This is a genomic window from Halorientalis salina (assembly GCF_005049285.1).
Lineage (GTDB): Archaea > Halobacteriota > Halobacteria > Halobacteriales > Haloarculaceae > Halorientalis > Halorientalis salina.
In genome coordinates, this window is sequence record NZ_SOSC01000005.1 from 179,993 (window position 1) to 192,203 (window position 12,211).

Below are 12,211 nucleotides of genomic sequence, written 5' to 3' on the forward strand. Positions count from 1 at the left end.
CTCTCGAATCGGTCGTGAGGACACGACCACCTGTCCGCCGCAGCGCTCGGTGGTCTCGACCGGTCCTATAGTAGTCACCAGAAGTCTTTGCTCACAGTATACTCGAACGGCGTTTCGTACCGGAAAGCCGCCCTGCTGACGATTCTGGACGGTGAGAATTTCTGCTGACTACGACAATTTCACCGCCCCGCGTCCATGGCCTGCTCGGTCCGGCGCGAGGCCTGCTCCCGTCGGCGCTCGACGGCCGTCACGACGGGCTCGGGCAGGTCGGACCGGGACTCCTCGAGACGGGCCGACACCCGTTCGAGTCCAGTCGTCGCCCGGCCGAGTTCCTCGTCGGCCCGCCCCTGCTGGCCCTCGGCCGCGTTGGCAGCGGCGCGTTCCGCCGCCGCCGCGATCGCCTCCAGCGCCCGCACCAGGCCACGGACGCCGGACCCCTCCGTGCCGCCAGGCTCCTGGTCCGTCGGACGCCCTCGGGTAGTCTCCTGGTCGTCGTCCGTGTCGTCACTGTCGCCGTCGTCCTCGAACTCGACCTCGTCGGATTCGGCCGCATTCCGAACGCTGGCCGCAGTCTCGGTCGCCACGTCGGCGACGAACGAGGCGAGCGATGCCTTGCCCGTGTCGGGCCGGTCGATGGTCACGTCGCTCCCGGCAGCGTCGGCGTTCGGGTTGACGCGGAACGCGCCGAGTTCGCCGTCGCGATCCCTGACTTCCGTCGTGTACGCGCCGCGACGGTCGACGTACACTGCGTCGGGACCCTCGAGTGGCGCGTCGTAGAGTCGCCCACCGAAGTCGTCCTCGACGGCCAAATCCGTCAAGTCCGCGTCGGTTCCGTCGGCATCCACTCGGAGTTTCACCGCGTCCGCCTTCGCCGTCAGCCCGATCGCCCCGTCGACGCCTCCCAGCGACGGCCCCTCGTCGTCGGTGACCGGGACTCGCTCGCTGTACGGCGCAGCACCCGGTCCGTTGACCGTCAGCCGGTGGTCGCCGGGATCGACGTCCTCCAGGACCGCGACGCCGTTGAACGTCGGGACCGCCTCGGGGTCGCTTTCGAGCAGGCAGAGCGACTCGACCGAGAGCGGCTGCGTGGTCACACCCTCGTCTTCCGGCGCGTCGTCGGCACTGGTGGTCTGCTGGACGGCAGCGACGACGCGATTGCTCGGCTTCGGCTCCGCGATGGCGTCGTACCGGTCGGCGAGTTCGGCCCGATGTGCCGGCTCGGAAACGTCCATCGCGGGGCTGTCGTACCGTTCCTGCTCCCATGGGACGCCCGTCGTCGTGATGTGGCCCGCGATCCGGTCCTCGGCGAAATCGGGAATCGGGAACTCGAAACTCAACTGCGGCCCGGTGAAGGCCGTGATGTGCTCCAGTTCGGTCGTCGGGGTGAGCGCGTAGGAGACGTCCGCATCGACCTCGTCACTGCTGGTAGTGTCCGTGGCCGTCCCATCACCTGATTCGGCGGCGAAGACGAGCCCCGTTTCCCGTTCGGGCAGCGCCGTCGGCGGCGAGGACAGTTCCCGGAACGACCGGACAGTCAGTTCCGACGAAACCAGGGAGTCGCGACCGACCGAGGGCAGGTCCGCGTGGTCGTAGATCGGCGCGCCGTCGAGTTCGGGGACGACGAACGGCAGCCGAAACCCCTCGTCCCGCGGAAGCCCGTAGGCGATCGGGATCTCCGAGACCGTCTCGACGGCGCTGAGCGCGCGGTTCGTGATGTCCGCGATGGTGTCCCCGGTCGGCAGTCGCTGGAACCGGTCCGGGATCTCGTTGACCGACAGCGCGCTCGAATGCGAGCCCAGTTCCGTCAGGATGCGCGGCACCGTCTCGGAGTCCGGGTCGAGGAACTCGTTGTTCGGGACTTTCCGGGAGTGGGCACTGGCGACGAACAACTGGGGTTCCTCGGTCTCGTCGTCGACGAACACGTGAACGACCTCCCAGTCGTGCCAGTGGAAGTTCGTCGAGAACTGGTCGAACGCCGAGTACAGCCAGTACTGGACGACCGACAGCGACGAGTCCTCGTAGGAAAGCGCCCGGTAGAACACCGTCGACTCCGGCGGTTGGCCCGCCTCGTCGAACCGTTCGGTGTAGCCGTCGAGCGCGTCGAACCCGTCGACGACGGACTCGCCGTCCACCTCGCTCTCGTACGGTCGCGGGTCCGTCGGGAACCACTGCTCGTTCTCGTCGAAGTACAGGATCGGCGCGTACCGCTGGGCCATCGTCTCGGCTTCCTCGCCCGTGAGTTGTTCCGTCGAGGCGTCGTCCTCCCGGCCGAGCATCGCCAGCCCGAAACAGCCGGCGGCCCCGACGGCCCCCGCACCGCCGGCGAGTTTCAGATAGTCGCGCCGGTCCAGGTCCGCCCGGTCGACCATCAGTCACCCACCTGTCCGGTATTTACGGCGCACCGACCGCTCGTCCGCACATGCCGACCCAGTCGAAACATACCGTTGCCTGTGTCCTCGGCGATATATCTCTTCTGGCAGGTGTCGCTCACGAGAACGGGGGTACGGCCACCCGAAGCTGGCGCTATCGCAGTAGAATGCGGGAAAAGTGGGCCGGCGCGAATTCGAACTGGGCAAGACGGTCGCGCTCACTTCGTTCGCGCGCTGCGACTTGCTGGCTCGAATTCGCGCGGCGAAACGACTTCCCGCAATCTGAGTTCCTCGCACACGCTACGCGGTGCTCGAAGAGATAGAATGCGGGAAAGGTAGTGGGCCGGCGCGAATTCGAATCGCGGTTACGGCCACCCGAAGGCCGAAGGATACCAAGCTACCCCACCGGCCCGCACTGTCGCATTCCCAAAGACGCCCGGCCCGGTTTTAACCATTGCGAAATGGGAGTCGATGGTCGACAGTTACTCGACGGTGTAGCCCTCGAATCGCCGACCGACAGCCCGGAACGACCAGGCACAGAGTCCCAGCGCGACCACCAGCGGGATGCCGTACCCGCCCCAGTGGACCCAGGCAGTCGGCAGCTCGGCGATCCCGGTTCCGACCCCCTGCAACCACGTCGCCACACCGCCGGCAACGCCCAGGCCCCTCCCGTCGAGCAGTATAAACGGGAGAGCGAACAGACCACCGACGAGTAGAGAGAAGGCGCGGCGGGTCGCGGCCGGCGCGAGCGCCGACCCGACGGCGATTGCGCCCGGGACGACGAGTGCGAGCGTATAGACCACGATCGCGCTCAAACTCGGCGGGACGACCTCGCGCTCACTCCCGACGCGGACCGGGTCGAACCGCGGGAACAGCGTGCCGACGGCAGGGGCAGCCGTCACGGCGAGCGCGGAGCAGACGAGGGCAATCGAGGCCAGCAGGCCGACCTCGGTGACGGTATAGGGACCATACAGCCCCGTCCCGACAGTCGTCGCGAGAACCAGCGGCACCCCGAGGACGAGTCCGGGGAGCGCGAGACCGAGCGCGTACTGTCGGCCGGACGCCAGCGACGTGAGCGTCGCGGGCAGCACCGGCCCCTCGTCGCCGAAGGGGTTGAGGCCGAACGTCGCGCCGGCCAGCCACGGGACGACGAGTGCGAGCACGGGCGGCAACACCGCAAAGAGCGCGCCGCTCTGGGCGACGCTGACCAGCATCGAGCCGAGGAAGATGACCGGGAGGAAGACGAACGTGAGCCGCGAGGGGTTCCGGCGAGCGACGACGACCGCCCGCTGGGCGATCCGGAGCGTCGGCTGGCTTATCGACGGGAACGCGAGAGGGCGGACGGCAGCGGCCAGGGGATCGTCCCCGGTGCCCGTCTCGACCCGCGCTTTCGCCTGGGCGACCTCGTGTTCGACGGTGTCGCCGAACCAGAGTTCGGTCGCGATACGTTCCACGAGGAGCCCCCAGCCGGCGATCCAGACGAGGCCGCCAACGCCCGCGACGGCCGCGCGGACCGGGTCACCCACGACCGGCGAGCCGACGACCGCGAGGTCGACCAGCCAACTCGCGGGCAGATATCCGAGCAGCGCCGTCGGGCCGCCGCTGCCGGTGTTCTGGAAGAGGAAGTACACCCCGATGAACGCGAACACGGCGACGACGGAGAGGACCGACTTGTAGCGAGCGACGAAGCGGACGCGCGCGACCAGGAGCTTCGCCGCGAGTCCGATAGCGTACCCGACCACCAGCGAGGTGAGCAAGAAGAGCGCGACCGCGAGTACCAGGAACGGCGCGGTGAGCGGCGAGGCGGTCGCGTAGACGAAGGCCCCGCCGATCAGCACCACCGGGACGACGACGTACGCCAGGGTCCGCAGGAACTCAGCGCCGAGCAGTCCCACGACGATGGACCGCACGGAGACGGTCAGCAGCATCAGCGACTCGTTGTCGATGCGGTCGTAGCGCGAGCCCGCCCGCTGGGCGAAGATGAACGCGGCGAACAGCCACTGGAGGCCGAAGCTCCCCCGTATCGTGTCCGTGAGATCGTAGGCCGTGAGATCGCCCGCGAACTGGAGGACGAGCCAGGTCCCGAACAAAACGAACAGGGAGACGAACAACCCCCCAAAGGCGAGGAAGGCCAGTCGCGTCGAGTCCGAGCGAAGCCCCCGAAGCGTGCGCCGGAACTCCTGGCGACCGATGGCGAGCCCGTGGGACCGCCAGCCGGGTTCAGGCATTCGGGGTCTCCTCCGCGGCCGCGTCGGCCCCGTCGTCCGTCGCGGGGTCCTCGCTGGTCACGTCGAGGAACACGTCTTCGAGTGACCGACCCGGCCCCTCCTCGGTCTCTGCTTCGGCCTGCCGTTTGAGGTCTGCCGGCGGTCCCTCGGCGACGAGACGGCCGTCCGAGAGCACGCCGACGGTGTCCGCGTGTTCGTCGACGACCGGCAGGATGTGCGTCGAGAGGAAGACGGTCGTCCCCTCGTCGGCGAGGCCGTCGATCATGGTCCGGATGGTCCGAGCGGCGCGTGGGTCCAGCCCGCTCGTCGGCTCGTCGAGGAAGAGCACGTCCGGGTCGTGTAACAGCGACTGGATGAACGCGGTCTTCTGGCGCATCCCCTTCGAGTAGGTGTCGATCCGACGGTCGGCGTCGGCTGCCAGGTCCAGCCGGTCGAGCAACTCGTCGATGCGGGCTTCGGTCCGGTCGGGCGGCAGGTCGCGCAGGCCGGCGACGTACGTCAACTGTTCGCGGGCAGTCAGTTCGGTGTACACCGGCGGTTCCTCGGGGAGGTAGCCGACGCGCTCGATGATCGACTGTCGATCGGTTACCGGGACGCCCGCGACACGGGCCGAGCCGCTCGTCGGCCGGATCAGCGACGTGAGCATCCGCATCGTCGTGGTCTTGCCCGCGCCGTTCGGGCCGAGGAAGCCGTACACGACACCGTCGGGCACGGCCAGGTCCAGGTCCGCGACGGCGGTCGTCGAGCCGTAGCGTTTCGTCAGGGCGGTCGTCTCGATCGCGTTCATGTCGACAGTGTTCCTCAGTCGGATACAAAAACCGATCCCAGTGTTTTCCGAGCCAGAAAGTCAGCGCAAGCGCCCGACTGGGCTCCCGTAACTTCTTGGCCCGCGGCCCAGACACCCCGTACATGCAGATCGGTATCGTCTCCGACACCCACGACAACTACCGCGCCGCCGAACGAGCGGCCGAGGCGTTCGCCGACCGAGGTATCGAGACGATCCTCCACTGCGGGGACTTCGTCGCGCCGCCGCTGCTCTCGGCGTTCGACGGTCACGACTTCTCCTTCCACGGCGTTCTGGGCAACAACGACGGCGAACTCGACGGCCTCGAACGAACCATCGACGGGATGGGCAACGGCAGCCAGCTCCACGGCCGCTACGCCACCTTCGAGTTCGACGGGACGCGCGTCCACGTCCTCCACGGAGACCAGGGGATGGCAGAGGTCGACGCCCGCGCCGAGTCCGGCGAGTACGACTACGTCTGCTACGGCCACTTCCACGTCGCAGAGCAGCGGGACGTGGACGGGACGACCGTCCTCAACCCGGGCGCGCACTTTCCGACGGTCCCCGAGGAGAACCGAAGCGTCGCGGTGCTCGACACCGAGACTGACGAGGTGACGTTCGTCGACATCGCGGAGTGAGCCGGCGCGTCGAGTTCGTCAGGACTCACACAGCGGCGGCTCAGGAGTGAAAAACGGACGGGCAGAAACGTGAATTCCCGAAATCGCCGCTCAGGAGAGGTCGGGAACGAGCGGCGCGTCGGCCTCGGCGTCTACATTGTTGGCTCCGGCGGTCGCGTCGCGGATGCGTCCACCGTCGGTGCGGACGCGGGTCTTGGGCATCTCGGGAACGAGCGGAGCCATCGTGTCTTCCGTAGGCCGTTCGGTCATTTTGTCTTCACTCTACCGTGAGAGTCAGGGGTAGATAAACATAACGGTCTATAATTAACACGGACGATCATGGCATGCGTCCGGCGCGTCGGGTCCCGCTGTCGGAGGGAAACCTCGAAGGCCGCCCCCTGTGCAGGGACCGTATGGTCGAAGACAAGCCGGTTCCGGCCGAGGAGTGGGAGACCGTCGTCCGGTCGGTCCCACTGGTCTCGGTCGATCTCGTCGTCGAGACCGACGAGGGCGTCGTCCTCGGGAAACGCGAGAACGAACCCGCGAGAGGCGAGTGGTTCGTCCCCGGCGGCACGGTCCGGAAACACGAACAGCTGACCGACGCCGTCCACCGCGTCGCGGGCGACGAACTCGGGATTCCGGTCACCATCGAACGCCAACTGGGCGTCTACGAGCACTTCTACGACGTGGCCGAGTTCGAGGAGGCCGGCGGGAAACACTACGTCCCCATCGGGTATCACGTCCGGCCGTCGGGCGACGCCGAGTTACGGCCGGACGACCAGCACGCCTCGCTGGAGGTGTTCGAGACGCCGTTCGCGGATCTGGACTTGCATCCCTACGTCGAGGCGTATCTCGTGGACGCCGGCATCCTCCCCGAGGAGACCTGAGTCCGAATCGAATCAGTACTCGCTGAATCCGCCGGTGTCCAGATAGTTGTGCGCGACCGTGATGGCGTGGTCAGCGTGGAGCGCTCGCGGTGACAGCGAGACACGAGCGTCAGCAGTCTCCGAGAGCAGCGCGGCCTCCTCGTCAGTGAACTCGTGGTGGTCCGACAGGACGAAGACCGGATCTTCGGGCGGTTCGGCGTCGACGATCGGGTTCCCGTTCTGGTGGAGTTGGACGACGGTCCCGTCGTCGGCCGCCGACGACAGCGTCGCCTCGAAGCCCAGGCGCGAAATCGAGACGCCGGGGCTGCTCTCTGCGGCCATGTGGCCGATCGCCTCATCCCGCTGTTCCAGCGCTTTGCGGACGAGCGCGGCCGTGCTGCGCTCGTCAGGATTGAGCCGATGCAGGCCCGTTCCTTCGAAGGTAATCGTGAACTCGTCACCGAGGACGAGCGAGACCCGAACGTCCTCGCGTAAGTCGTGTGAGAGGAAGAACGCGGAGTTGACACAGCGACAGAGTACGTCGAGGCGGCCGGCCTCGCTGGGGAGCGCGTCGAGGGGAAAGTCCGGCGTCGTGGGAACGTCGTGCCCGAGCACGATGAACTGGCGCATAGCGGGAGATCCGCGGCGAGGCCCTTGAACGCCTCGTTTGGCTGCCTAGAAACGAGAGATTACGGGAACCTTCGAGTCGCGGATCATCGGTATCGCTGAAATGTCCAGGCAAAACCCCAGGGGTCACCGGAAGCGGACGCCACGTAAACGCCGAGTCATCGCCAGACGGTACTCTCAGCGCCAAACTCCTCGTCTTTCGTGATGATTGCCTCGGTCCCTCGCACACGGTGGTTTGCGATCAGCAGGGCGTCGTGCAATGTATGATGATCAATGAGGCTTCCGTACACTGCGAGGTCCTGCTCGTCAGCCGAGGCAATCTGCACTGGCCCGTCATTCACGAGCCCACGTAACACCGCATTCGGCGTCGTATCAATCTCGATACTGGCGATTTCGGCTTTATTGACTGCTGTCCAAATTGTCTCACTCACCGCAACCGTCGGTGCCTCGATCACGTCGATACCCTCTTCGGCTCGCCTGAACACCTCGTCCGCTGCTGGTGGGAGTCGATCGACGAGGTAGCGTGCCATCGCCACACCGTCGACGGTGTACCGAGTCATTCGGGCGTCCACTCCGTCCGGCGCTTTTCGCGAATGTCTGCTTCCATCGCTTCGGCCATCTCTTCGCGCTTTGCTTCGGATACATCATCGTCGACGAGCATTCCGCGGCCTGTCGAGCGAGTTGCCTTCCGAACTCTGATACCGTCCTCGACTTTCTCCCAGCGGACTCTGTCGCCTTCCGTGAGACCGAACTCCTCGCGGAGTTCCTTCGGGATGGTGACCTGTCCCTTCCGAGTGATGCGGGTCGTTTCGCAATCGGTGTCGTTCTCGGTACTCATACCTAGTACTACGTACTGTAGTACCTAAGAACTATCCCTGGCCAGTCACTTAATGTCGGCCATTCTATATTTCGGGTGGCGTCACCGTTAGCGTCCCTCCGATACGGACACGTCGGAATCGGACTCGACAGCCGTCTCCGTATCCTTGGCTCCGTCGGCTGGTTCTGCGTCTCGTCCGTTCCGGGCACTGGCCGCCGACTCACCGTTCGTTCGTGGCTGGGTATCCACGACCGAGGAGTCAGGCGTGCCCGAGGTCGGTCGGGATGTGGCCGGAGTTGCCTCATCGCGATGTTGGCCGATGAGTTCGTCGAGCAGCAACGCCTCCCGGTCGGTGATGTCGTACGTCTCGGTGACGTACGCGCGGGCCTCCTCGATATCGCCGTGGAGGAGCGAGCGTCGGACCCGGAGGTACGACTCCAGGAAGGGAGTGTCGGCGTCGCTCGTCGCGACGTCGTCGGGTTGTAGTGAGACGCCGCTCTCGGCTTCGATGTCGCGCAGGATGTCTTCGTAGCCCAGGACCGAGGGGTCGTGATCGGGGTCTAACAGACAGAGGAAGAAATCGGAAGCGAAACGGTGGAGTTCGGATTTGGACTCGAACACCTCGGAGTCGGCGACCAACTCCTCGATGCGAGCCACCAGCGCATCCGGGTACCGCACCGTCTCTTTGCCCATACAGGCCGTGATACGCTGACGATACTTAGTTTGTTGTGCCACTGTCAGACAACTGTTCGGTCGCGGACAGGACGGTTCGACCACGGGAAACGCCACACAGTGTCACACAGCCGGCAAATAACGCGTCTTTATTTGTGCGTCGTGTGGAAGTACACGTGATGTCCGAGTCCGGGATTGCGATCAAGCAACCGGCGGCAGTACTGCCCGATCCAGAGACAGCGGAGAACGTCATTTATAATCCATCTTTCGCCGAGCTTCGGGAGTTCTCGAAGCACCTGGAGACGACCACGGAGTTCGACTCGCCGTCCTACGTCAGCGACGAGCGCTCGCGCAACGCGGACAAGACGAGAAACGCCGTCGACCACGAGTTCGACGACGCGGACCTGAAACACTTCGAGGACGCCGTGTCGGTCGCCGAGGACAGGGAGATGATCTGCCTGGACCGCCAGATGGGGCGCCACGACGAGCACGCCTACGTCTGTCGGTACTACGTCCCCAAGGAGTACGGCCGCATCGCGCTCGCGTGGGCGAAACTCTTCGAACCGGTTTCCGACCCAGACCGCGAACCCGACTTCTACACGGTGCAGGTTCCGGAGTGGGAGGAGACGGCCGTTCGCATCCTGCCCGACGCCGGCTTCACCGCCGTCATGGGCAGCGATTACACCGGCGAGGCCAAGAAGTCCTTCCTCCGCCTGCACATGTTCTACGCCAAACAGCAGGGCGGCCTCGGTCTCCACGCAGGCAGCAAGCGGGTCTGCTTGGAAGACGATGGCGACACAGAAACCGTCGGTCAGTTGTTCCTCGGCCTCTCCGGCACGGGGAAGTCGACGCTGACAGCTCACGGCCTGGACCTCGAGGACCCTGAAGACGCCACAATGCTCCAGGACGACGTCTGTGCGCTCCTTCCTGATGGGAGCGTCGCCGGCAGCGAGGGCCAGGGTCTGTTCATCAAGACCATCGGCCTCGAACGCGAGGAACAGCCCGAACTCTACGACGCCGCCACCGACGAGTCCGCCGTCATCGAGAACGTCGACGTCGCCGAGGACGGCACCGTCGACTTCGATAGCGATAAGTACACCACGAACGGCCGCGCGGTCATCCAGCGCTCGGAGCTGGCATCTGCCGGCGAGGACATCGATCTCCCGGCAGTCGACCAGGTGTTTTTCATCACGCGCAATCCGGCGATGCCGCCGGTCGCGAAACTCGACGCCGACGAGGCCGCCGCGGCGTTCATGCTCGGCGAGTCCGTCCAGACCAGCGCGGGCGACCCCTCGGCTGCCGGCGAGTCCATCCGCGTCGTCGGCACCAACCCGTTCATCATGGGCTCGAAGGGCGAGGAAGGCAACCGGTTCCGCGACCTCATCGACGACCTCGACGTCGACTGTTTCGTCCTGAACACGGGCACGGTCGGCGAGCGAGACGTCGGGGTCGAGGACACGGTGGCCCTGCTGCGCGCCATCTCCCGCGGCACCGCCGAGTGGGACAGCGACGATGCGACCGGCCTGACGGTTCCGAGCGAGGTTCCCGACATGGACATCGAGGCCTTCGACGTGGCCGAGAACCTGCCGGACCACGAGGAGCGGCTCGCGGAGCTTCGGGCGGAGCGCCGGGAGTTCCTGGCGCAGTTCGAGGATCTGGCCGAGGAGATTCGCGACGCCGCGTACTGAGACAGTCGCTGTAACTTATCCAACGATATCAGCGGGTTCGAATAACGAAAGATCATCCCGTTCTTCTTCCCGAGCGCGGAGGCCATCGGAGAATCCTGAGCGACAGAAACAACAGTAATGGGGAGTCGGCTCTCTACCATCATCAGGTACCCACTGGACCGCATCAGCTGCTCGTTCGAGGTCAGCTAAGTCCGCTTCGGTCATCTGCCGCGTGGTGTACTTACACTCGCCGGCGACGAGTGTTCCGTCACTCGCAAGTCCAACAACATCGAGTTCGTGCTCGCGGTGCCACCAGTACCCGATCCCCTGGTACGTCTTCGGTATGAGCGACGGAAGTGCCTTCTGACAGATAATCTCAAATATCGGGCCCATATACTCTGTGAATGTCGGCTCGACTAGTTCTGTATAGGCGTCGTCCCCGAGCTGTGCGAGTTTCCCCATTTGGCCATAGACGTAGTGAAACCAGAACCGAAAGAGCGGTTCCTTCAACCGGTACCTGCTTTTTCGTGTTGCATTTGGGTTCGCCGTGACGGGGATATCCCGCTCGATGAGGCGCAGCCGACGGAGTTTCGAGAGATAGGAGCCGAGGCTGTTCGAGTCGATGCCAGCAAAGGTCGCAATTTCGTTGGCTTCGCGCTTTCCAGTGGCAATCGCTCGAAGGATCGTATAGTAGGTCTGTGGCTCGCGGATGCCGAATTCAGTGCGCAAAAGAAACTCGGGTTCATTGTGGAGAATCCCATGCTCTGAGAGGATGCATGATTGAATGTTTTCAGCCAGTGAGACCGATGGATCGAGTGCTCGAAGATAGTACGGCGTCCCACCAAAGACACCCCACGACTCGATTGTAGTGTCCGAATCCTCACCAGGATAGAACTGTTTCGCGTCGTGAAGTGAGAGCGGTGGAAGGTCAATGGCAGCGGTTCGTCGTCCATACAATGGACTACCGCCACCGAGCACTTTCTCTTCCATGATACTGATTGACGATCCGACGAGGACGAGTGTCATACCCGTCTCTTGAAGGTGCATGTCCCAGACACGCTGAATTTTTGAAGGGAGTGCCTCATCGGATTGAACAAGGTAGGGGAATTCATCGAGAACCACGACGGCATCCTGTCGTCCGAGTGCCCGTAAGAGCGCCTCCCAGTCGCGCTTGATGTCATCGACAATGGGAAACGTCTCGCTGGCAGTGTCCACGAAGTCCGTAAGTTGCACGTCTGGTGTCTCCTCCGTGGCCTGCCAGTAGACAGCAGTATCGACATCCGCCAGTGCCTCCCGGGCGAGAGCACTTTTTCCCAGGCGACGCCGACCATAAATAACGATGAACTCAGCAGTGTCGTGTTCAAATGCACTCCGTAGGGTTTCGATTTCAGCATCTCGGTTGACGAACCGCGTGTGTGCCATAGTACGATCTGTATCCGGCCATAAATAGTAGTTCTGATTATCTAAATCATGATTTTGTTAATCTCGATTTTGCTAATCTACCATGTGATTGATATCCTAACAATTCTCACCAGCTACAACGAGTTATTACCCGAAGAAAGAC

12 protein-coding genes and 1 tRNA gene are annotated in these 12,211 nt (G+C 64.3%); 3 read left to right on the forward strand and 10 right to left on the reverse strand.

Features of this window, described 5'->3' with window-relative positions; all coding sequences use genetic code 11:
- Positions 1-179: 179 nt before the first annotated feature.
- The 4 genes from E2481_RS11675 to E2481_RS11690 all read right to left on the reverse strand — a co-directional run bounded on the left by E2481_RS11675 (position 180) and on the right by E2481_RS11690 (position 5,384).
- Positions 180-2,369, reverse strand: a complete 2,190-nt coding sequence (locus tag E2481_RS11675) for a hypothetical protein (RefSeq protein ID WP_136717329.1) — start codon at positions 2,367-2,369, stop codon at positions 180-182.
- 339 nt (positions 2,370-2,708) lie between these two features.
- Positions 2,709-2,781 (reverse strand) — tRNA-Pro (locus E2481_RS11680).
- 70 nt (positions 2,782-2,851) lie between these two features.
- Positions 2,852-4,597 (reverse strand): hypothetical protein, encoded by a 1,746-nt coding sequence (locus tag E2481_RS11685; RefSeq protein WP_136717330.1) that lies wholly within the window; start codon positions 4,595-4,597, stop codon positions 2,852-2,854.
- Entirely contained in the window at positions 4,590-5,384 is a 795-nt protein-coding gene (locus E2481_RS11690) for an ABC transporter ATP-binding protein (RefSeq protein ID WP_136717331.1), read from the reverse strand. Before E2481_RS11690 ends, E2481_RS11685 begins: the two co-directional genes overlap by 8 nt.
- A 122-nt stretch (positions 5,385-5,506) precedes the next feature.
- Here E2481_RS11690 and E2481_RS11695 point away from each other — a divergent pair, with 122 nt between their 5' ends.
- On the forward strand, positions 5,507-6,019 hold the full coding sequence (locus E2481_RS11695; RefSeq protein WP_136717332.1) for a metallophosphoesterase: 513 nt from the start codon (positions 5,507-5,509) through the stop codon (positions 6,017-6,019).
- 90 nt (positions 6,020-6,109) lie between these two features.
- Here E2481_RS11695 and E2481_RS18995 read toward each other — a convergent pair whose 3' ends face one another.
- Positions 6,110-6,241, reverse strand: coding sequence for a hypothetical protein (locus E2481_RS18995; protein WP_256867896.1), 132 nt, complete (start codon positions 6,239-6,241; stop codon positions 6,110-6,112).
- Between the two features lie 170 nt (positions 6,242-6,411).
- On the opposite strand from E2481_RS18995, the gene E2481_RS11700 reads away from it, so the two are divergent.
- The gene (locus tag E2481_RS11700; protein ID WP_136717333.1) at positions 6,412-6,885 is read left to right on the forward strand and encodes a GDP-mannose mannosyl hydrolase; all 474 of its coding nucleotides are present in this window, start codon (positions 6,412-6,414) and stop codon (positions 6,883-6,885) included.
- Between the two features lie 12 nt (positions 6,886-6,897).
- Here E2481_RS11700 and trmY read toward each other — a convergent pair whose 3' ends face one another.
- The 4 genes from trmY to E2481_RS11720 form a co-directional block, all read right to left on the reverse strand.
- Positions 6,898-7,494 carry a tRNA (pseudouridine(54)-N(1))-methyltransferase TrmY gene (gene trmY, locus E2481_RS11705; protein WP_136717334.1) on the reverse strand — a complete coding sequence of 199 codons (597 nt, stop codon included), beginning with the start codon at positions 7,492-7,494 and terminating at the stop codon, positions 6,898-6,900.
- Positions 7,495-7,649: 155 nt separating this feature from the next.
- Positions 7,650-8,051, reverse strand: a complete 402-nt coding sequence (locus tag E2481_RS11710; protein ID WP_136717335.1) for a hypothetical protein — start codon at positions 8,049-8,051, stop codon at positions 7,650-7,652.
- Positions 8,048-8,329 (reverse strand): AbrB/MazE/SpoVT family DNA-binding domain-containing protein, encoded by a 282-nt coding sequence (locus E2481_RS11715; RefSeq protein ID WP_136717336.1) that lies wholly within the window; start codon positions 8,327-8,329, stop codon positions 8,048-8,050. Before E2481_RS11715 ends, E2481_RS11710 begins: the two co-directional genes overlap by 4 nt.
- An 87-nt stretch (positions 8,330-8,416) precedes the next feature.
- Complete coding sequence (locus tag E2481_RS11720; protein WP_136717337.1) at positions 8,417-9,001, reverse strand: hypothetical protein; 585 nt, start codon at positions 8,999-9,001, stop codon at positions 8,417-8,419.
- A 158-nt stretch (positions 9,002-9,159) separates the two neighbouring features.
- Here E2481_RS11720 and E2481_RS11725 point away from each other — a divergent pair, with 158 nt between their 5' ends.
- A complete protein-coding gene (locus tag E2481_RS11725; protein ID WP_136717338.1) occupies positions 9,160-10,668 on the forward strand; it encodes a phosphoenolpyruvate carboxykinase (ATP) in 1,509 nt (502 codons plus the stop codon).
- A 15-nt stretch (positions 10,669-10,683) separates the two neighbouring features.
- Here the strand turns inward: E2481_RS11725 and E2481_RS11730 are convergent, their stop codons facing one another.
- Positions 10,684-12,069 (reverse strand): ATP-binding protein, encoded by a 1,386-nt coding sequence (locus E2481_RS11730; protein ID WP_136717339.1) that lies wholly within the window; start codon positions 12,067-12,069, stop codon positions 10,684-10,686.
- Positions 12,070-12,211 lie beyond the last annotated feature (142 nt).

What these genes read in the sequence shown, in the direction of transcription:
- E2481_RS11675 (WP_136717329.1), bottom strand. Translation starts at nt 2,369, where the DNA reads ATGGTCGACCGGGCGGACCTGGACCGGCGCGACTATCTGAAACTCGCC.
- E2481_RS11725 (WP_136717338.1), top strand. Translation starts at nt 9,160, where the DNA reads ATGTCCGAGTCCGGGATTGCGATCAAGCAACCGGCGGCAGTACTGCCC.
- E2481_RS11700 (WP_136717333.1), top strand. Translation starts at nt 6,412, where the DNA reads ATGGTCGAAGACAAGCCGGTTCCGGCCGAGGAGTGGGAGACCGTCGTC.
- E2481_RS11685 (WP_136717330.1), bottom strand. Translation starts at nt 4,597, where the DNA reads ATGCCTGAACCCGGCTGGCGGTCCCACGGGCTCGCCATCGGTCGCCAG.
- E2481_RS11715 (WP_136717336.1), bottom strand. Translation starts at nt 8,329, where the DNA reads ATGAGTACCGAGAACGACACCGATTGCGAAACGACCCGCATCACTCGG.
- E2481_RS11695 (WP_136717332.1), top strand. Translation starts at nt 5,507, where the DNA reads ATGCAGATCGGTATCGTCTCCGACACCCACGACAACTACCGCGCCGCC.
- trmY (WP_136717334.1), bottom strand. Translation starts at nt 7,494, where the DNA reads ATGCGCCAGTTCATCGTGCTCGGGCACGACGTTCCCACGACGCCGGAC.
- E2481_RS11730 (WP_136717339.1), bottom strand. Translation starts at nt 12,069, where the DNA reads ATGGCACACACGCGGTTCGTCAACCGAGATGCTGAAATCGAAACCCTA.
- E2481_RS18995 (WP_256867896.1), bottom strand. Translation starts at nt 6,241, where the DNA reads ATGGCTCCGCTCGTTCCCGAGATGCCCAAGACCCGCGTCCGCACCGAC.
- E2481_RS11720 (WP_136717337.1), bottom strand. Translation starts at nt 9,001, where the DNA reads ATGGGCAAAGAGACGGTGCGGTACCCGGATGCGCTGGTGGCTCGCATC.
- E2481_RS11710 (WP_136717335.1), bottom strand. Translation starts at nt 8,051, where the DNA reads ATGACTCGGTACACCGTCGACGGTGTGGCGATGGCACGCTACCTCGTC.
- E2481_RS11690 (WP_136717331.1), bottom strand. Translation starts at nt 5,384, where the DNA reads ATGAACGCGATCGAGACGACCGCCCTGACGAAACGCTACGGCTCGACG.